Source organism: Brachybacterium sp. FME24, assembly GCF_014897705.1.
In the GTDB taxonomy this organism is placed as follows: Bacteria; Actinomycetota; Actinomycetes; order Actinomycetales; family Dermabacteraceae; genus Brachybacterium.
In genome coordinates, this window is the sequence record NZ_JABUXV010000006.1 from 184,505 (window position 1) to 202,366 (window position 17,862).

At 69.9% G+C, this 17,862-nt stretch carries 16 protein-coding genes and 1 pseudogene; 6 read left to right on the forward strand and 11 right to left on the reverse strand.

What is annotated here, in order from left to right; all coding sequences use genetic code 11:
* Positions 1 to 4: 4 nt before the first annotated feature.
* From INT51_RS08765 to INT51_RS08800, 8 genes are all read right to left on the reverse strand, one after another.
* Positions 5 to 1,039, reverse strand: coding sequence for an alcohol dehydrogenase catalytic domain-containing protein (locus INT51_RS08765; RefSeq protein WP_193104913.1), 1,035 nt, complete (start codon positions 1,037 to 1,039; stop codon positions 5 to 7).
* A 19-nt stretch (positions 1,040 to 1,058) separates the two neighbouring features.
* Positions 1,059 to 1,832: a hypothetical protein gene (locus tag INT51_RS08770; protein ID WP_193104914.1), complete on the reverse strand. Its 774-nt coding sequence runs from the start codon at positions 1,830 to 1,832 to the stop codon at positions 1,059 to 1,061.
* A complete protein-coding gene (locus INT51_RS08775) occupies positions 1,829 to 2,782 on the reverse strand; it encodes an ATP-binding cassette domain-containing protein (protein WP_193104915.1) in 954 nt (317 codons plus the stop codon). The genes INT51_RS08770 and INT51_RS08775 overlap by 4 nt, the downstream gene beginning before the upstream one ends.
* On the reverse strand, positions 2,779 to 3,159 hold the full coding sequence (locus tag INT51_RS08780) for a GntR family transcriptional regulator (protein ID WP_193104916.1): 381 nt from the start codon (positions 3,157 to 3,159) through the stop codon (positions 2,779 to 2,781). Before INT51_RS08780 ends, INT51_RS08775 begins: the two co-directional genes overlap by 4 nt.
* 89 nt (positions 3,160 to 3,248) lie before the next feature.
* Complete coding sequence (locus INT51_RS08785) at positions 3,249 to 4,244, reverse strand: GNAT family N-acetyltransferase (RefSeq protein ID WP_193104917.1); 996 nt, start codon at positions 4,242 to 4,244, stop codon at positions 3,249 to 3,251.
* Positions 4,241 to 5,002: a class I SAM-dependent methyltransferase gene (locus INT51_RS08790; RefSeq protein WP_193104918.1), complete on the reverse strand. Its 762-nt coding sequence runs from the start codon at positions 5,000 to 5,002 to the stop codon at positions 4,241 to 4,243. The genes INT51_RS08785 and INT51_RS08790 overlap by 4 nt, the downstream gene beginning before the upstream one ends.
* A 113-nt stretch (positions 5,003 to 5,115) precedes the next feature.
* Positions 5,116 to 7,071, reverse strand: coding sequence for a glycoside hydrolase family 2 protein (locus INT51_RS08795; RefSeq protein WP_193104919.1), 1,956 nt, complete (start codon positions 7,069 to 7,071; stop codon positions 5,116 to 5,118).
* Between the two features lie 126 nt (positions 7,072 to 7,197).
* Complete coding sequence (locus INT51_RS08800) at positions 7,198 to 8,280, reverse strand: LacI family DNA-binding transcriptional regulator (protein WP_193104920.1); 1,083 nt, start codon at positions 8,278 to 8,280, stop codon at positions 7,198 to 7,200.
* A gap of 376 nt (positions 8,281 to 8,656) precedes the next feature.
* Between INT51_RS08800 and INT51_RS08805 the strand changes: the two genes are divergently transcribed.
* Both INT51_RS08805 and INT51_RS08810 read left to right on the forward strand, forming a co-directional pair.
* Positions 8,657 to 10,162, forward strand: a complete 1,506-nt coding sequence (locus INT51_RS08805; RefSeq protein WP_193104921.1) for a DEAD/DEAH box helicase — start codon at positions 8,657 to 8,659, stop codon at positions 10,160 to 10,162.
* Positions 10,159 to 10,602 carry a rhodanese-like domain-containing protein gene (locus INT51_RS08810; protein ID WP_193104922.1) on the forward strand — a complete coding sequence of 148 codons (444 nt, stop codon included), beginning with the start codon at positions 10,159 to 10,161 and terminating at the stop codon, positions 10,600 to 10,602. The genes INT51_RS08805 and INT51_RS08810 overlap by 4 nt, the downstream gene beginning before the upstream one ends.
* A gap of 72 nt (positions 10,603 to 10,674) precedes the next feature.
* On the opposite strand, the gene INT51_RS08815 is transcribed toward INT51_RS08810, so the two are convergent.
* Positions 10,675 to 12,228, reverse strand: a complete 1,554-nt coding sequence (locus tag INT51_RS08815) for a long-chain fatty acid--CoA ligase (protein ID WP_193104923.1) — start codon at positions 12,226 to 12,228, stop codon at positions 10,675 to 10,677.
* A 200-nt stretch (positions 12,229 to 12,428) separates the two neighbouring features.
* Between INT51_RS08815 and INT51_RS08820 the strand changes: the two genes are divergently transcribed.
* The 4 genes and pseudogenes from INT51_RS08820 to INT51_RS08835 form a co-directional block, all read left to right on the forward strand.
* Positions 12,429 to 12,812 (forward strand): helix-turn-helix transcriptional regulator, encoded by a 384-nt coding sequence (locus INT51_RS08820; RefSeq protein ID WP_304502129.1) that lies wholly within the window; start codon positions 12,429 to 12,431, stop codon positions 12,810 to 12,812.
* Positions 12,809 to 13,846 (forward strand): cation diffusion facilitator family transporter, encoded by a 1,038-nt coding sequence (locus INT51_RS08825; RefSeq protein ID WP_226832131.1) that lies wholly within the window; start codon positions 12,809 to 12,811, stop codon positions 13,844 to 13,846. Before INT51_RS08820 ends, INT51_RS08825 begins: the two co-directional genes overlap by 4 nt.
* A 162-nt stretch (positions 13,847 to 14,008) precedes the next feature.
* On the forward strand, positions 14,009 to 14,635 hold the full coding sequence (locus INT51_RS22210) for a hypothetical protein (protein ID WP_226832132.1): 627 nt from the start codon (positions 14,009 to 14,011) through the stop codon (positions 14,633 to 14,635).
* A gap of 215 nt (positions 14,636 to 14,850) precedes the next feature.
* A pseudogene (locus INT51_RS08835) lies at positions 14,851 to 15,228 on the forward strand (XRE family transcriptional regulator); the annotation flags it as partial.
* A 193-nt stretch (positions 15,229 to 15,421) separates the two neighbouring features.
* On the opposite strand, the gene INT51_RS08840 reads toward INT51_RS08835, so the two are convergent.
* Positions 15,422 to 16,456: a sugar-binding transcriptional regulator gene (locus INT51_RS08840; RefSeq protein ID WP_193104926.1), complete on the reverse strand. Its 1,035-nt coding sequence runs from the start codon at positions 16,454 to 16,456 to the stop codon at positions 15,422 to 15,424.
* Positions 16,457 to 16,558: 102 nt separating this feature from the next.
* Complete coding sequence (locus tag INT51_RS08845) at positions 16,559 to 17,860, reverse strand: NAD(P)H-dependent oxidoreductase (RefSeq protein WP_193104927.1); 1,302 nt, start codon at positions 17,858 to 17,860, stop codon at positions 16,559 to 16,561.
* Between the last annotated feature and the right edge of the window lie 2 nt (positions 17,861 to 17,862).

The following is a 17,862-nucleotide window of genomic DNA, read 5'->3' on the forward strand; positions in this document are numbered from 1 at the left end:
ATCCTCAGCGCAGGCGCGCGACCGTCATCCCGGCGGTGGTGGGCGGGTGGTCCATGGCGAGCATCGCTGCGGGCAGCTCCGCGAAAGGGATCTCGCGACCGACGGTGCGACCGAGGTCGAGGCGGCCGCTCGCGATGTCGGCCAGCAGGGCGCGGTACTCGGAGACCGCGAGGCCGTGGTTGCCCAGGATCTGCAGCTCCTGGCCGATCACCCGGCCCATCGGCAGGGACGGCTGGGCGTCCTCGCCCAGCAGCAGCCCCACCTGCACGTGGCGGCCGCGAGGGCGCAACGATTCGAGGGCCTCGCGGGCGGTGGCGGCGGAGCCGAGGGCCTCGATGGTGACGTGGGCGCCACCTCCGGTGGCGTCCCGCACCCGATCCACGATGCCGGGGCCGGCGGGGAGAGCTGTCGCGCCGAGTCGGGCGGCGGCCGCGAGGGCTCCCTCGGAGACGTCGACCGCGATCACCTCGGCCCCCGCGGCGAGCGCGACCATCACGCAGGCCAGTCCCAGCCCGCCGCAGCCGTACACCACGACGCTCTCCCCTGCCGTCACGGCGGCTTGCGCATGCACGGCGTGATACGCGGTGCCGACCCGGCAGCCGAGCCCGGCGGCGAGCGTCATGTCGATCGCTTCGGGCAGGGCGACCAGGTTATGGTCCGCCTCGATCACCACGACCTGCTCGGCCCAGGACCCGGGCAAGTCGAAGCCGGGCTGACGCTGGGCCGGGCACACCTGCGGGGCGCCCTCGAGGCACTGCGCACAGCGCCCGCAGGCGAGGATGAACGGCGCGGTCACCCGCTCCCCCGGGGCGAAGCGCGTCACCTCGGCGCCGACCTGCTCGATGACGCCGGCGAACTCGTGACCCGGGATGTGCGGCAGCTGAACCGAGTCGTCGTGGCCCTGCCAGGCGTGCCAGTCGCTGCGGCACACGCCGGTGGCGTGCACCGTGATCACCGCGCCGCGGGGCGGGCAGACTGGATCGGGGACCTCGACCAGGCGGGGCTGCTCTCGGAAGGCGTCGAAGCGCACTGCTCTCATGGGGCCATCCTCGCGCAGGTCAGGCCAGCGGTTCGAACCGCTGCCGGAATCCGGAATCCAACTGACGAGTCCACGCGTGCATCCGCGCGCGCAGCAGGAGTGCCAGCAGGACGACCACGACGAGAAGGCCCAGCGGAGCCATGAGACTCGACAGGATCACAGGGGCGTCGATCCGGGAGAGCACCATCAGCGGGAGGGAGAAGACGAACGCCCCGAGGAGCACGGCGAGCAGATAGACCAGCACGCTGAGGACTGCCATCGACCGTCCCGGGCGCCGGGTGAGGCAGTCCCCGCCGACCCAGATCCCCGTCAGCAGGAGCATCGCCGCGGAGGACAGCGTGGCGATCGTCGCCTCCAGGACGACGGCGAACCAGGGCGGGATCGCGACGGAGGCCGCGGACCCGGTCAGGTCGCTGCCATCGCCCAAGGCCCCGGCGATCAGGGTGGCGACGCCTGTGGTCAGGAGGATCACCAGGGTCTCGAGCGCGATCAGCGCGACCCGTCCACGAGTCCGATCAGCACGACTCATCCCGAGGCTCGCCCGCAATTCGTCCCGTTCGACCGTGTCCGCCCTGCCGTAGCGGTACCAGGCGAGAACGGCCCAGAGCAGGAGCAGGTCCGCGAACGCGTCGCTCAGCACCGCCGCGAGGATCAGGCAGAGCCCGCAGGAGACGAGTGTCCCGGCGAAGCGATCCCCGTTGAGCCGGAGATCGACCATCAGAGCTCGGCGCAGCGCTTGGCTCCGGGTCGCGAGCAGGTCGACGGATTGCCCGGGGCGGGTGTTCGCGTTCATGCCGTCGTCCTCCTGGCGCTGTGTTCGACAGTCCCTGCGGCGCGGAGCCAGTGCGTGACCAGCTCGCTCACCGTCGGGCGTCGCAGGTCGCTTCCCGGTGGCAGACCGGCGACGTCCTCCGTGCTCACCAGGGCCCGCGTCCTCCCGCCGATGGTGCTCGCGCCGATCAGCGGAGCATCCGTGCCACGGAGCTCGCTCCCGTCGCAGGCGGCGTCGAGCACGAGGAAGTCCTCACGCAGGGACTCCACATCCCCCTCGATGAGGTCCTTCCCGTCCGCGACGACCACGAGATGATCGACGAAATGCTCCATCCCCTCGAGATCATGCGTGGCCAGCACGATCGAGCGGTCCTCACGGGCCATCAGGGTGCGGAGCTCATCGACGAGATCCGTGCGGGCCAGAGGATCGAGGCGGGCGAAGGGCTCGTCGAGTATCAGCAGATGCGGGTTCTGGGCGAGGGCCGCGGCGACCCCGAGCTGCGTGATCTGACCGCGGGAGAGCGCGCTGCGCCGGCGATCGTGCGCGATGCCCTGCGTGGTGAGCATGGCCCCGAACGCACGCAGATCGAAATCCGGGTCGATCCGTCGTCGCAGTCGCGCCACATCATGGGCGGTCCAGTGATCCGGATAGGCGGGATCGTCCGGCACATGGGCGGCGTGGGCGGGAAAGGGGACGTGCGCGGGGCCCAGCTCGACCCCCAGCACCTCGAGGGCGCCCTCGGCGAACGGCAGGGTCGTCGTGATCGCCCGAAGCGCCGTCGTCTTTCCGGCGCCGTTCGCGCCGACCAGTGCGGTCACCTGCCCGGCGGGAGCAGTGAAGGTGAGTCCCCGCAGCACCTCCGGCGGGGCGGCATAGGCCCTGTCGCGGGAAGGCACTCGGACCTGGAGGTCGCGGACCGCCACCGCCGGTGGCGCCGTCGACGTCACCGGGTCGGGATGCATCGTGCTCATCGGCCCTCCTCCTCGAGAGTCTGCGTCAGGCGGTCATGGAGCTCCTCGGCCCCGATACCGGCGATGAGGGCGGTGCGGACGGCCTCGACGAGCGCGCCGTCAATCCGCTCCACAGCCCGGATGCGCACCTGATCGCTCTCCTGGGCGCGCACGAACACGCCTTTGCCGCGCACAGCGTCGACCAAGCCGTCGGCGACCAGCTCGTTGTAGGCGCGTGTGGTGGTGATGACGCTGACGCGCAGGTCACGAGCGAGGACCCGGATCGAGGGCAGTGCTTCGCCGGGTGGGAGATCGCCGCGCAGGATCGCGGTGGTGAGGTGGGCGCGGATCTGTTCGTAGATCGGCTCGGGCGCGGAGGGGTCCAGCGGGATGTGCATCCGGGCCCCTCCTCGGCGTCGACAATCAACCGCACCTACTGTACATATCCACTATGGACAGAAGGTGCGGTGGCGTCAAGCGGTCCGGCTCAGATCACCGGCTTCTCGAAGGTGGCGAACACGCCGCCACGCGTGAAGCCCAGCGCGTCGTAGAGCCGGGTCGCACCGGTGAGCGACTCGGCATCGACCTCGAGCTCGGCGCCGGCGTACCCGGCCTGCGCGGCCGCCTCGAGGGAGCGGGCGATGACGGCGCGGGCGATCCCACGACCGCGCGCCTCGGGGCGGGTGCCCACCAGCGCGATGTGCAGCACCCCGGGCTTGTCCTCCGAGGCGATCGCGTAGCCGAGCACGGTGCCGCCCGTGTCCACGGCGACGGTGGACAGGTCCCGACGCGCGGTGTGCGAGGACCACCAGCTGCTCCAGCGGTCCTCGTGCACCGGCGCGGAGCCCCAGTGATCGGCGAAGGCGGCGTTGTGCGCCAGGCGGGCGGCGTCCCGATGGTCGTCGCGCGAGGCGATCACTCTGACCTCGTCGATCGCGGAGGCGGGCAGCGCCGCGCCGGGGAGCTCGCGGAGCATGCTCAGCCAGCTCCGGGCGCGTCGGTACCCGCGGCGCTCGAGGATCGGGCGCACGTCGGCGCCGCCGGTCGGGCGCACCCCGGCGGAGGCGGAGTCCTCGGGGTCGCGACCGCCGGAGACGCGGAACACGGCAGCGCGGCCGGGGTGTCGCTCGGCGGCGACCTTCGCGGCTCGCTGCTCGGCACGCTCGAGCAGCTCGGAGCCGATACCAGCTCGGCGATGGGCGGGATCGACAACGCCGATCAGCTGACAGCGCACGCGTCCGTCACGATCGGTGGAGCTCGAGATGTCGACCAGGGAGAAGGCGATCAGCTGATCCCCGTCACGCACGGCGACGCTGTCCAGGGCCAGATCATGTCCAGGCATCGCGAGATGCTCGCGAATGCTGGGCTCCTCGGCCGGTTCGCCGAGGTCGTCGGCCACATCGACGCGGTTCAGCAGCGCGGTGAGCGCCGGCGCGTCCTCCAGGGTCAGCGGGATCCGGGTGAGGGTGTCAGCAGGGGTCACCGGTCAAGTGTAGGGAGCCGGTAGACGGAGAGGCTGGACCGCGAATCGGTGGTGAACTCCGAGCGGTCCCAGTCGGCCCAGCGTGACTCGAGGGTGAAGCCGGCGAGCTGTGCCATGAGGTCGAGCTCGGAGGGCCAGATGTAGCGCTGAGGCGTCCGGTCGATGCTCGCCTCGCGGGAGCCGTCCACCGCGGGATCGAAGTGCACGTGGTGGGAGACGAGGATCTGGTTCAGGGTGTCGTAGGTGTCCACCAGCAGGTAGCCGGGCTCGGAGACCTCGAGGGTGCCGCCGGTGCCCGGGGTCAGCGAGCGCAGATCCGGTACCCCGAGCTCGATGACGAAGCAGCCGCCCGGGGCGAGGTGGCGGGCGGCGTTGCGGAAGCACTCGATCTGCTGCTCCTGGGTGAGGAGATTCGAGATCGTGTTGAACACGAGATAGACGAGGGAGAAGCCCTCCCCCGCGCTCGCCGTGGTCATGTCCCCGGTCACGACGGGGATCTCGGTGTCTGCGGCCTTCTCGCGCAGCCGGGCGATCATCGCCTCCGAGAGCTCGATCCCGGTGAGCTCGACCCCGGCCTCCCGCAGCGGGATCGCGACCCGGCCGGTGCCGATCGCGAGCTCGAGAGCCCGGCCGCCGTCAGCGAGCCCGGCCAGGAGCTGGACCGTCGGCCCCAGTACGTCGGGGGCGAACATGCCCTCTCCGGGGGTGTCGTATTCGGCGGCGGCGTGTGCGTCCCACAGACGTGATTGATCGACCATGCCCCCATCGTGACGCAGGTCGCCCGGAGCGTCACGGGAATTTCCGTGGCGCTCCGGGCGACCTGGTGGGGCTGCCGGCTCCGCAGTCCTACTGGGTCAGGAGCCCAGCTGGATCAGGATTCCTGCTCGTAGGCGGCGGCCTTCTCCTGCACGGCGCGCAGCCGGGCGAGGTCGAGCTTGCGGCCGCGCTCGAAGTCGACCACGCCGTTCTTCTCCTGGAACACGTCGCTCATCTGCGTGTAGCAGTAGGCGAACATCAGCGGATCCTCGAGCAGCACGCGGGTGAGCCCCTCGAAGCGCTCGTAGAGCTCCTCCTCGCTGCGGATCCGCTGGCCGTACCCCCAGGATTCGGCAGCGTTGTTGCCGGCGCGCTCGGCATCTTCGGCCTCGCGGGCCTCCCGCTCGTTCCACCAGATGCCGCCGTACTCCGAGACGAAGTAGGGCTGACCCTCGTACGGCAGCGAGAAGGCACCATCGGCGAAGGGCATCTCGTCGGGTCCGAGGTCACGACGGTTCGCGAACGGCGTGCCATCGGCGAGACCGGACTGCTCGGTCCGGAAGCGCGCCGGATCCTGCTCGTAGGAGTGGGAGTCGTACACGTCGACCCCGCGCACCCGATGCGAGTATCCGGAGGCGTCCAGCACCGGACGGGTGGGATCAGCGAGCTTGGTCGCGTCGTACATCGCCTGGGTGACCGCATCCAGCTGCGTGATGCGATCGTGCATGACCTGGTGGGTCTCGTTCAGCGGGCACCAGCCGATGATCGAGGGGTGATTGAGGTCGCGCTGGACCGCCTCGACCCACTGGCCGATGAAGGTGGCGGTGGGCTGCTGGTTGTCCCCTGTCGGGCCGAAGCCGGAGACTCCCCAGTCGCCGAACTCGCCCCAGGTGAGGTAGCCGTGCAGATCGGACCAGAACAGCATGCGCTGCTCGAAGACCTTCTGGTGCAGGCGCGCTCCGTTGAAGCCGGCCTCCAGGGCGAGGCGGATGTCGGTGGTCATCGCCGCGTCCGTCGGGGAGGTCATGAACGACTCCTCCCAGTAGCCCTGATCGAGCACAAGGCGCTGGAAGACCTTCTCGCCGTTGATCCGGAACTCGTGGTCGCGCAGCGAGGTAGAACGCAGGCCGGCGTAGGAGTGGACCGTATCGAGCACGCTGCCGTCGGCGCCCAGCAGGCGCACCGTCAGCGCGTAGAGCTCGGGCGCGCCCGGGCCCCAGATGCGTACGGCGTCCTCGGGGATCGCCAGCTCCAGGTGCGGGGCGAGGTCGAGATCGGCGCCCACCTCGGCGCGCGCCACCTCGTGACCGCCCGGCACGGAGGCCACGATCTCCAGACGGCTACCCCGCGTGGTGCGCGCCAGCGGCACATCGACCGCGAAGGAGCGACCTGCCAGCGAAGGCAGGATCCGCAGGGAGCGGATCTCGTCCGCCGGAACCCCCTCGAGCCACACGCTCTGCCAGATCCCGGTGGTGCGGTGGTAGTTGGCGGCGGTGGGCCGGAACTCGTGGGACTGCTTGCCACGCGCCTGCGGGACGTCATGCGGGTCACGGGCACGCACCACGATCTCGACATCCGCCCCGGGGCCGACGTCGGGGATGACCGAGAGATCGGCGCTGAAGGGGGTGAAGCCGCCACGATGGCGAGCCACCTCGACGCCGTTGGCCCAGACGGTCGCGTCGTGGTCCACGGCCTCGAAGCGCAGGATCGGACGCAGACCCTCCCACTGCGCGGGCACGGTGACCGTGCGGCGGTACCAGACGGCCTCGAGGAAGTCGCGGTTGCCGATGCCGGAGGCCTCGGTCTCCGGGGCGAAGGGCACCGTGATCGACTGGGCGAGATCGCGCTCGAGCAGGCCGCGGTCGCGCCCGGAATCGCCCTGGTCGATCTCGAACTGCCAGGTGCCGTTGAGGGTGAGCCAGGTGGGGCGGTGCAGCTGGGGGCGAGGATGTTCGGGCCGGGGCACGTCGGTGATCGTCGACAGCGGGGCGTCCAGCTGCGCGGCGAGCTCATCGGCGCGGGAGAAGAGGGAGCTCAGGTGCTCCGGGAGATCGGTGGTCTGGGCGTTCACGAACGGCTCCTGGGATCGGTGGTGCTCGGCACTGAGTCACCGGCGCTCTCGCCGCGCCGGCACGGATCGGTCAGGAACCAGTCAATCGCACCACACCCAGAATTGCAACGTGGGAATTCGGAGTGGTCAGGCGGTTTCGTCGACGGCAGGGACGGCTCGGGTGGACTCGCGCTCGACGAGACGGTGCGAGATCACCGTCTCCGCGCTGCTGCTGCCGCCACGAGAGCTGTGACCGCTGTCGCTGCCACTGACCGACTCGCCGCGCCCCGCTCCGGCGCCGCCGAGCGCCGCCTCCAGGGCGGCGTCGATCAGCGCGTCGAGATCCGGGGCGACGGTGGTCAGGGACGGGCGGGCCCAGGCGGCCTCCGCGACGTCGTCCCATCCCACCACCGCCACATCGCCGGGGACGTCGAACCCGCGCTCGTGCAGGGCGGCGAGCGCGCCGACGGCGAGCAGGTCGTTTCCGGCCACGACAGCATCGAACTCGATGCCCGCGTCCAGGACGGCGTGCACCTCGCGCCGACCGGATTCACGCGTCCAGGATCCTGCACCGCGGATCAGCGCCGGATCCTGCGGGAGTTCGGCGAAGCGGCTCGCGGCACGGAATCCGGCGAGGCGATCCGTGCCGGTGGACCGCACGGCATGATCGGCGCCGAGGAACAGCAGTCGCCGGTGCCCGCCGGCGACCAGCAATCGCACCACGTCGGCCGCCGAGGAGACGTTGTCGATCGCCACGTGCACGACGTCCGGCGCAGCCGGGAGCCTCTCCCCCAGCAGGACGACCGGCGGGCCCCCGTCGCGGTCGACGAGATCGGCGGGATCCAGGGCAGAGGGGGAGATGATCACGGCGTCCACGGGCCGGGCCGTGCGCCCGCGCACGTGGGCGCGCTCGGTCTCAGCGCTGTGCAGCGACACCTCGACGCTCACGGTGTAGCCGCGCTGTCGGGCAGCGGCCTGCATGAGTTCGGCGAGCCGGGCGAAGTAGGGATTCTGGAGCTCCGGGACCACCAGGGCGAGCGAGCGGGTGGGGCCGCCGCGCAGCTCGCGCCCGACGTGATTGGGCACATAGCCGAGCTCATCGATCGCGGTGAGCACCTTCGCCCGGGTGTCGGCGCGCACGACGGGACGCTCGTTGACGACGTTGGAGACCGTCTTCCACGAGACCCCGGCACGCTGCGCGACGTCCTTGATGCTCACCCTGCGCGTCATCATGTGCTCCTTCTGCATCGGTCCTCGACTCGGGCCCCGGAGGGACGCCGCACCCCCTACGCTGTCACCACGGGCGCCCCGTCGCGCCGCCGCACGGGACCCCACAGGCCCTCTCACGTGGGAACTCTACCGGCCCGCCGAGGCCCTCGCAGAGCAGCAGCGGGCGCGCCGCGGGACAGGTGTATCTCACATCCGGGGCGTGGATCATTCCCCCTGGACAGAGCCGGGTCTACCGTAGGGCGAGCGTGCCGTCATCCCGCCGCGGCACAGGTCCCACCTCACTGGTGGTGACTGCGCAGCCCTCGAGCCGCTGCCACGGCAGCGCCAGGGCATCATTTGCACCGGGCGGGATCTGCATCTTCAGAACGGATCCCCCGTGACCTCCCCCGATTTCGCACGCCTCGGCGTGCCCTCCGTCCTGCTCGGCGCCCTCGCGCCCCAGGGCATCACCACGCCTACCCCCATCCAGGCCGCGACGCTGCCGGATTCGCTGACCGGGCGCGACGTCCTGGGCCGCGGCAAGACGGGCTCGGGCAAGACCTACGCCTTCCTGCTGCCGCTGGTGGCACGCCTGATCGCCGAGCCGCGTCGCCGCGTCGCCCGCAAGCCGCGCTCGCTCATCCTGGCCCCCACCCGCGAGCTGGCCTCGCAGCTCGCCGAGGCCCTGCGCCCGCTCGCGGAGGCCACTGGCCTGCGCAGCACCGTCGTCTTCGGCGGTGTGGGCCAGAACCCCCAGGTCAACGCACTCTCGAGCGGCGTCGACGTGCTGGTGGCCTGCCCCGGGCGCCTGCTCGATCTCATGGGTCAGGGTCACGTGGACCTCAGCGCCATCGAGATCACGGTCATCGACGAGGCCGATCACATGGCCGATATGGGCTTCCTGCCGATGGTCCGCAAGATCCTCGACAAGACCCCGCCGAAGGGCCAGCGGATGCTGTTCTCCGCGACCCTCGACTCGGGCGTGAACAAGCTCGTCAAGCAGTTCCTGCACGAGCCCGTCACGCACTCCGCGGATCCGGCCACGAGCGCCGTTGGCACCATGGAGCACCACGTGCTCGAGGTCGACGCCGCCACCCGGTTCGACGTGCTGCGCGACCTCGCGGCCGCCCCCGGCCGCACCATCATGTTCACGCGCACCAAGTACGGCGCGAAAAACCTCGCCCGCAAGCTCAGCGCCCGCGGGGTGGACGCCGTCGACCTGCACGGCAACCTCTCGCAGAACGCTCGCACCCGCAACCTCGAGGCCTTCGGCTCCGGGGACGCGACCACGATGGTCTGCACCGACATCGCCGCCCGCGGCATCCACGTCGACGAGGTGGCCCTGGTGGTCCACGCCGACCCGCCCGTCGAGCACAAGGCGTACCTGCACCGTTCCGGTCGTACCGCCCGCGCCGGCGAGTCCGGCACCGTGATCACCGTGCAGTCCGCTGATCAGAAGCGCGACGTCAGCGATCTGATGCGCAAGGCCGGCATCAAGCCGACCTATCACGAGCGCGTCATCCCCACCTCCCCCGTGCTGTCCCAGCTCGCACCCGGCGAGCGCACCGAGATGCATGAGCCCCGCGAGCCCGCGCCGACCGAGAACCAGGGCCAGCGCTCCGGCGGCGGCCGTGGCGGTCGCGGGGGCCAGGGCGGTCAGGGAGGCCAGGGCGGTCAGGGCGGCGGCCGTGGTCGCTCCGGCGGCCAGGGCCGTGGCGCCGGCGGCGGTCGCCGTGGCGGCCAGGGTGGCGAAGGCCGTTCCGGTGGCCAGGGCCGCTCCGGCGGCGAAGGCGGCGGCCGTCGTGGCGGTCAGGGCGGTTCCTCGAGCTCCGGTGGCGCACGCCGCCAGGGCGGTTCGAGCGGCTCCGGCCTCGCGTCCTTCTCCTCGGGACGCAACCGGTGACCGAGACCAGCGCCGGACGGCGCCGGGCCGAGACCCCTGCACGCCACAGCATCGACGAGATCCTCGCCGCTGCCCGTCAGAGCGTCGAGCGCATCGAACCGGCCGCTCTGTCGACGCTGATCGAGCAGGGCGCCCACGTGATCGACATCCGTCCCGCGGCCCGCCGTGAGAGCGAAGGGCACATCCCCGGGGCGACGGTCATCGACCGCCTCGTGCTCGAGTGGCGCCTGGATCCGCAGAGCGCGGACCGCATGGACGAGGGCCCGGACCATGACGACCTGGTCATCGTGGTCTGCAACGAGGGCTACTACTCCTCCCTCGCCGCGCGCGATCTGCGGGACCTGGGCTTCCACCGGGCCACCGATCTGGTCGGCGGCTTCCGGGCCTACCGCGACGCGGAGCTGCCCACCACGCCGGAGCCCACCCACGAGGTGAGCTGACCGTCCTGCGGCCCTGCCGCGGCAGCCTCGGTCGGGGCCGGATCCTTCACGGGATCCGGCCCCGACCTCGTCTCAGGACAGCTCGCGCTTGAGGATCTTCCCGGTCGCGGTCATCGGCAGCTCCTCGAGGAGCACCACCTCGCGCGGGTACTTGTAGGACGCCATCTGCTCCTTGCCCCATGCCCGCAGCTCCTGCGCCGTGATCGTGGCTCCGTCCTCGAGGATCACGAAGGCCTTCACCTCCTCGCCGAACTGCTCGTCGGCAACCCCGACCACGGCGACGAGCGAGACCTGTGGATGCGAGATGAGCACCTCTTCGACCTCTCGCGGATACACGTTGTACCCGCCGCGCACGATCATGTCCTTGGAGCGGTCCACGATGAAGTAGAAGCCCTCCTCGTCGCGTCGGGCCAGGTCACCGGTACGGAACCAGCCCTCCCGCATGACGGCATCCGTGTCCTCCGGCCGGTTCAGGTAGCCGGTCATGACGTTGTGGCCGCGCACGGCGAGCTCCCCCACCGCGCCCGGTTCGGTGATCTCTCCCCAGTCCGGGTCGACGGGGTCGATGAGCTTGACCTCGACGCCCCAGACCGGCACGCCGATGGAGCCGGGCCTCGGCGTCGCGGCCAGGGAGAAGCTGACCACGGGCGAGGTCTCCGACAGCCCGTAGCCCTCCATGATCGAGATCCCGAGCCGCTCCCGCACGTCCGTGAGTATCTCCACGGGCAAGGGGGCGCCGCCGGAGATCCCCAGACGCAGGGTCTTGGCAACAGTCGTCGCCCCCTCCCCCTCTCCGAGAGCATGCAGCAGGCCCCACCACATCGTGGGTACGCCCGCGAACACCGTGACGTCGTGCTGGAGCAGCAGGGCGAGCGCCTGCTCCGCCTCGAAGCGGGGCATCAGCACCAGCGTCGCGCCCATCGAGAAGCCGGCGTTCATGTTCACGGTCGCCCCGAAGGTGTGGAACAGCGGCAGGGTGACGAGATGAGTGTCCTCGCACGGCCTCGAATCGAACAGCCGGTTGCAGGTCAGAGCGTTCATGAGCTGATTGGAGTGGCTGAGTTCCGCCCCCTTGGGCCGCCCCGTGGTTCCCGAGGTGTAGAGGACCACCGCCGTGTCGGTCTCTCGGGTCGACACGGTCTCGAACGTGGTGGGCAGGTCAGCGACCGCCTGCGCGAGGGTTCTCACGCCGTCGTACGGGCTGGGGACCGACGGATCCGCCGTCATCAGTACGAGCTGGGGCGGGTGCGCTGCCGCGAGGGCGCCGTCGTGGCCATACCGGCCGATCGGCATCTCCTCGCTCCCTTCGAAGCAGAAGTAGGCCTTCGCCTCGGCGTCGTCGAGGTAGTAGGTGATCTCCCGGGCCTTGTTCAGAACGTTCAACGGCACCACCACTGCCCCCGCCTTGAGGATCCCGAAGTAGACGATCGGGAACTGAGGCAGGTTGGGGCAGCTCAGCGCCACCCGGTCCCCGGGCTCGATGCCGAGCGCGACCAGGAGGTGGGCGACCTGGTTCGCGGCCGCGTCGACCTGCGCATAGGTGAGGCTCATCGGGCCGAGCACGAGGGCGGCCCGATCGGGAGCGGTGCGGGCGCTGTCCTCCAGGACCACGGAAAGGTTGTACACGGCTCGGCTCCTTCGGACGACGGTGTCACGATGCGTGCCACGGTACGACCCGTCGGCCCGAATCGTTCGGATCTTGGAGAAAGACGCGAACGACGCCCCTCGGGCCGTTCTCACTGGGTGCCGCCCCTGGACCGTCGACCCGGTCACGCGAGACACTTCGTTCCTTGCGCAATCGTTGAATCATGGGGAGACTCGGGGCTGTGCACGACGAGACCCTTCCTCAGCAGGCACCGGCGGAGCAGACTCCACCGGGAGAACCGACCGAGCTGCAGCTCGCGGCGGCGGCCGACACCTTCGCCATGCTCGCCAGCCCCGCCCGCCTCCACCTGGTGTGGCTCATGAGCTCCGGGCGCTTCGACGTCGGCGCGCTGGCGGCACAGGTCGGACTCAGCCTGCCCACCACCAGCCAGCACCTCAGCAAGCTGCGCCTGACCGGCATCGTCTCCGCCCGCCGCGAGGGTCGCCACAGCTACTACACCGTGGATGATCCGCACGTCGTGTCCCTGGTCGAGCAGATCTTCGAGCACATCGCCCCGGACGGCACCCTCGCCCCCGATCCCCCTATGAAGGACTCCCGCGCATGACTCCCCCGCGCTCCGACTCCCCCATCGCGGCCAGCGCCGCTCCCGCCGAACGGGCACCAGGTACGAAGGTCGACCTGCGCAAGTTCGCCTGGCTGTCCATCATCACCGCGATCCTCACGATCGCTCTGAAGACCGGCGCCTGGGCGCTCACGGATTCCGTCGGGCTGTTGTCCGACGCCGCCGAATCCACCGTGAATCTGGTGGCCGCCGTCGTCGCCCTGATCGCCCTGACGGTCGCCGCGCGTCCCGCTACCGAGCGCTTCCTCTACGGCCGCGCCAAGGCCGAGTACTTCTCGGCGGCCGTCGAGGGCCTCATGATCTTCGTGGCCGCCGCAGTCATCCTGGTCACCGCCGTCGAGCGCTTCGTGAATCCGCGCCCGCTCGAGAACGTCGGCCTCGGCCTGATCATCATCGTGATCGCCTCCCTGCTCAACGGCGGCGTCGCGCTGGTGCTGATGCGCGCCGGGAAGACGCACAACTCGATCACCCTGCGGGCCGACGGCAAGCACCTCATGACCGATGTGGTCACCAGCGCGGGCGTGCTGCTCGGGGTGGGACTGGTCGTGCTGACCGGCTGGGAACGGCTGGACGCCGTCGTCGCCTTCGCGGTCGGCGTGAACATCATCGTCACCGGCATCTCCCTCCTGTCCGAGTCCGTCTCAGGCCTGCTCGACAAGGCCCTGCCCGACGAGGACCACGAGATCATCACCGAGATCCTGCGTCGCCGCACGGACGGCACCACCACCTTCCACGGCCTGCAGACCCGCGAGGCGGGCCAGCAGAAGTACATGAACGTGCACGTGCTCGTCCCCGACGAGTGGACCGTCAAGCACGGCCACGACTACATCGAGGGTCTCGAGGACGAGCTGAGGACCTGCCTGCCGGACCTCACGGTGCTCACCCACCTCGAGCCGATCTCGGACCCCGCCTCCTACATGGACATCCCCGAGGCGCACGTGCCGATCCATGACGATGAGCACGATCCGACGCGACCGCCGGGGTGGGCCCGAATCGACTCCGCCGAGGACCGGTAGATCGACAAAGGTCGAGGGAGCTCGAGATAGGTCGAGCCCCTTCCGCTCGGGAATCCGCGCACCTGCCCCGGTTGTCCGGGTCGGCCTTACGATGGGTTCCGAGTCTCAGACCGCCCCCGACGCCGGCCGGGATCAGCGGCGTGACCTACCGAAGGGGTTGCCATGACCGGATCGCCGTACGAACCGCATGCCCGGTTCGGTGAGCCAGCATCACCGGACACCGCCGCACCGGTCCTCTCCGGACAGCTCATCCCCACCGATCTCGATGCTCCTGCCGGCGGCTCCGCTCCCAGCGGGACCTATGACCCCGCCGTCCGCTCGTACGCCCCGCTGAGCCCAGGGCAATCGCCTGCAGGGCCGCCTCAGCACCAGGCTCTCCAGCCGTATTCTCCGATGCCGAACCACCAGGGCTCGCCGACGAACGTGTACGTCCTGCAGGCACCGAAGAGCGTGGGCGTCGCGTTCGTGCTCACCTTCTTCTTCGGCCCCTTCGGAATGTTCTACTCGACGGTCGCCGGGGCGCTGATCCTGCTCGGCATCGGTCTGGGCGTCAGCATTCTGGCCGGGATCATCATCGGCCTGATCACCCTGGTGACGTTCGGCGTCGGCGGATTGCTCGTCGCCTTCGCGCCGTTGCTGGGCATCCCGATATGGATCACGAGCATGATCTGGGGCTGCCTCGCCGCCTCGAGCCACAATGAACGGCTGCGCGCACAGGCGCAGCAGGTGCAGGCGCAGCAGATGCAGGCCCAGCAGTCTGCCCCTCACGGGCCCCACCCCGGCTTCTGAGCGTCAGGCCCGAAAGCTCCGCAGCTTGACGCCGCGATCCGACCGACGAGGTCAGCGCCCGCTTCCGCCAGCTCCCGCAACCGCCTGCGCGGTGAGGCGCGCGATGGCACGATGGCGCCATGGTGACCCAGGACGCCTCGGCGTCGCCTCGGACCGCTCCCCGCGCCCTCCTCCTGAACCACCTCGTGGCCGCGCTGATCGAGAGCGCCCTCATGGCGCGCCGTGCCCGGGACCGGAGCAATCGCACCTCGGAAGCGCATCAGTACACCGATAACGTCGCTGGCACCTTCTGGTCGTCCACCCAGACCGGGTCGGGCCCGAACGGCGCCTTCACCATCACCTTCGGGGTGGGGTTCGACAACGCGCAATGGTTCCGCGGACGGGCGACCCGAGAACGACAGGTCTCGACCTGCCCCGACGAGTCCTGCTGCAAGCGCCCTCCGACCGACCTGTCCGACCGGTGGGCGGACAGCGCATGGCCGAGCGCCCGGATGCACGCCCGCGTGCTCGCCACCTTGCCTTCGGGACGTTTTCCCGGTGTCGACGACACGGAGGTCTTCGAGTTCTTGGAGCGGCACGCGGAGAGCCCGTGACCATTGCTCTTCGCCTCACTGGGGTGTGGCCCGTTCGCAATTTTCAGTGTTCTTCGATAGAGAGCCGCATGATAGCGGCACGGTCCTCGTGCAGTGATCTATTCGTGCACCGTGACGGCTCCGGTGCCGCCGCCCTCTGCAGCGGCTGCCACAGCGACAGCAGGCACGTCGAGGTCCTGCCGGGAGCGCTCGATCAGTGAGCTGCGGTCAGCGGGAATCCGCACTGCGGGCACGTGGCGCCGCTCGTCTCCGGGCCCGTCTCCGTGGAGGTGTCCGCCTTCTCCAACAACCCCAGCGCGAGCGCCTCATCGACGATCAGCACGTCCACCGACCCGGAGATGAGCGCCGCCTGGACCCCTGGGCGCCGCTCGGCCCCCGCGGCCAGCGCGACGACCAGTGGCAGTGTCCGGACGTCCGCGAGGGAGAGTCCGATGACCCGGTGCGAAGAGGGGTCCCCGAGCGGATGGCCCGAGGCATCGAAGTAGTGCCCGCACAGGTCACCCACCGGCCCCTGCGCGCTGAAGCGTTCGTACTCCGCCTCATCGAAGTGCATAGCCTCCACGATGAGGCGCGATGTCCCTCGCCCGAAGGAACCGATGCCGACGAACGCCAGATCGCTCGCCCGCGCGCGCTCCAGAGCCGTGCTCACGGAAGACTCTGAGATCAGGGCTTCGTAGGTGGCCGCGGACTCCACGATCGCTGGCGCGTCGAATCGCTCGGCGCGGATCGCGCACCGTTCTGCCAGCGTGACCAGCATATTGTTCCCCGAGGGGCCGGTATCGACCGTCGGCATACCTCCCACAAGGGACGTGAGAGTCGTCCCGGAAGCCAGCCGGCGAGGGGGGACGGCATCGATCATCCGCTGCATCGTCACCCCCCACCCGAAGCCGATGCGCGAGGCAGCCGGCGCGAGCTCCTGGAAGACCTCGGCACCGAGCTGGGCCACACCCTCGAGCGGGTCACTCATGTTCCCCTGGTCCCGAGCAACTCGGGCACCGCGCAGCCCATAGACCGCAACGAGCCTCTCTTCGAGCGTTGACGCTCGCGGGACCTCCTCGTCGTCGACGACGTGGAACTGCACGATCCCTTCGTCCTTGGCCGCACGCAGCACTCGGGAGACTCCCGATTTGGACAGCCCCAGGGTCTCCCCGATCGCCGTCTGGTCCATACCGTCGACGTAATATAGGCGCGCCACTTCGATGAGCATCCGCCGGTCTCGCCTACTCATTGACGTTCTCCTGTCCACGGCCGCAGCCGCCTATGCCTCCTCGACAGACGGCGAGGCCGACCCCTCACCATTATGGCCGGGGCCGGCCTCGTTGCGACGTGATCAGAGGACGCCGCGCGCCACCATCGCGTCCTGCAGGCGCCTCATCGAGACCAGAGGGCGGGTCTCGTCCACGCGCGCATCGTCGTAGGAGATGGTCTCGCCCGGTGCCTTCGCAGCGGTCAGCTCGGATCCCATGAGCAAGCCGATCGGCACCAGGTTCTGTTCACGGGCGGTCTCCGCGGGCACAGCCCACCCATAGTAGTGGTTGCCACCCATCCCCTCCAGCGTCGTACCCGGCTCCAGATCGAACTTGGCACGGGCGACGACCTCCGTGGTCACCGTCGTGGACTGGAAGTCAGCCTGCCGGTTCAGCACAGCTTCGCCGATGGACAACGGTGCCTCGATCGAGGCGATGTGCCAGGGCCGGAGCAGGAGGTAGTACGGACCCGTACCGAGCTTGAGGTAGTCCAGCTCGTGTGTGACCACATCGCTGGTCGACTTCACGATGGCGAAGACGCCGGGGGCGACGTCTCCGGTGACGTACTCGACGACCGGACCGCGGCCACCCTCGAGGATGCCGCCGTCCACCACGGGGACTAGCTTCTGGGCGAGTTCGTCGACGTTGCAGGCAACGCCGTGCATCCCCTCGATCTCGATCGGGAATCCGGTCGCATTGGACAGCGCGGCCATCTCGAGCTGGGTCTTCGTGCCGTCGGTGAACTCGGTGAGCATGCGCGGGTTCATCTGCTTGCGTGCGGCCTCGCCCTCGTTGTCCGCGGGGACCGACGTCGGGATGTTCGGATTGTTCTTGCCCTTGCCGACCGCGACCACCTCGAGCCCGAGGTCCTGCGCGTACTCGACGAGCTTGAGACACTCGACCGGCTCATCACCGCGGCAGATCGTGTACACGGTGTTCCCGGCGTTCGCCATGCTGCTGAGCAGCACACCCACGGTGATGTCCGCTTCCACGGTCATCAGGGCGACATCCGTGCCGTGGGTGATGCAGGTGTAGGCGATCTGCGCCGCGATCTCCGGGACCCCGGAGACCTCGAGCACGATGTCGACCGGTAGTTTCGGCATGTTCAGGCCGTCGCGGATCACGACGGCGCGCCCTGAGGCGACGGCTTCGCCGGCGACTTCGATGTCGTCGCCGGCGATCAGCACATCGGACGCGCCGGCATTCTGAAGTGCGGACTCGGCCTTCTCCAGCACGATGTCGGCGACCGCCGCGACGGTCATGCCGGGCGTCCGCTGGATCTGGGCGATCAGCCCGGAGCCCATCTGGCCGGCGCCGACGACGCCGACCCGGACGGGGTGGCCGACCTCTGCCTGGCGGCCCAGGAGTCCCTTTGTGTAACCCATGA

Excerpts from the sequence above, each read along its gene's own strand:
- INT51_RS08765 (WP_193104913.1), bottom strand. The coding sequence starts at position 1,039 with ATGAGAGCAGTGCGCTTCGACGCCTTCCGAGAGCAGCCCCGCCTGGTC.
- INT51_RS08770 (WP_193104914.1), bottom strand. The coding sequence starts at position 1,832 with ATGAACGCGAACACCCGCCCCGGGCAATCCGTCGACCTGCTCGCGACC.
- INT51_RS08775 (WP_193104915.1), bottom strand. The coding sequence starts at position 2,782 with ATGAGCACGATGCATCCCGACCCGGTGACGTCGACGGCGCCACCGGCG.
- INT51_RS08780 (WP_193104916.1), bottom strand. The coding sequence starts at position 3,159 with ATGCACATCCCGCTGGACCCCTCCGCGCCCGAGCCGATCTACGAACAG.
- INT51_RS08790 (WP_193104918.1), bottom strand. The coding sequence starts at position 5,002 with ATGGTCGATCAATCACGTCTGTGGGACGCACACGCCGCCGCCGAATAC.
- INT51_RS08800 (WP_193104920.1), bottom strand. The coding sequence starts at position 8,280 with ATGACGCGCAGGGTGAGCATCAAGGACGTCGCGCAGCGTGCCGGGGTC.
- INT51_RS08825 (WP_226832131.1), top strand. The coding sequence starts at position 12,809 with ATGACTCCCCCGCGCTCCGACTCCCCCATCGCGGCCAGCGCCGCTCCC.
- INT51_RS22210 (WP_226832132.1), top strand. The coding sequence starts at position 14,009 with ATGACCGGATCGCCGTACGAACCGCATGCCCGGTTCGGTGAGCCAGCA.
- INT51_RS08840 (WP_193104926.1), bottom strand. The coding sequence starts at position 16,456 with ATGAGTAGGCGAGACCGGCGGATGCTCATCGAAGTGGCGCGCCTATAT.
- INT51_RS08845 (WP_193104927.1), bottom strand. The coding sequence starts at position 17,860 with ATGGGTTACACAAAGGGACTCCTGGGCCGCCAGGCAGAGGTCGGCCAC.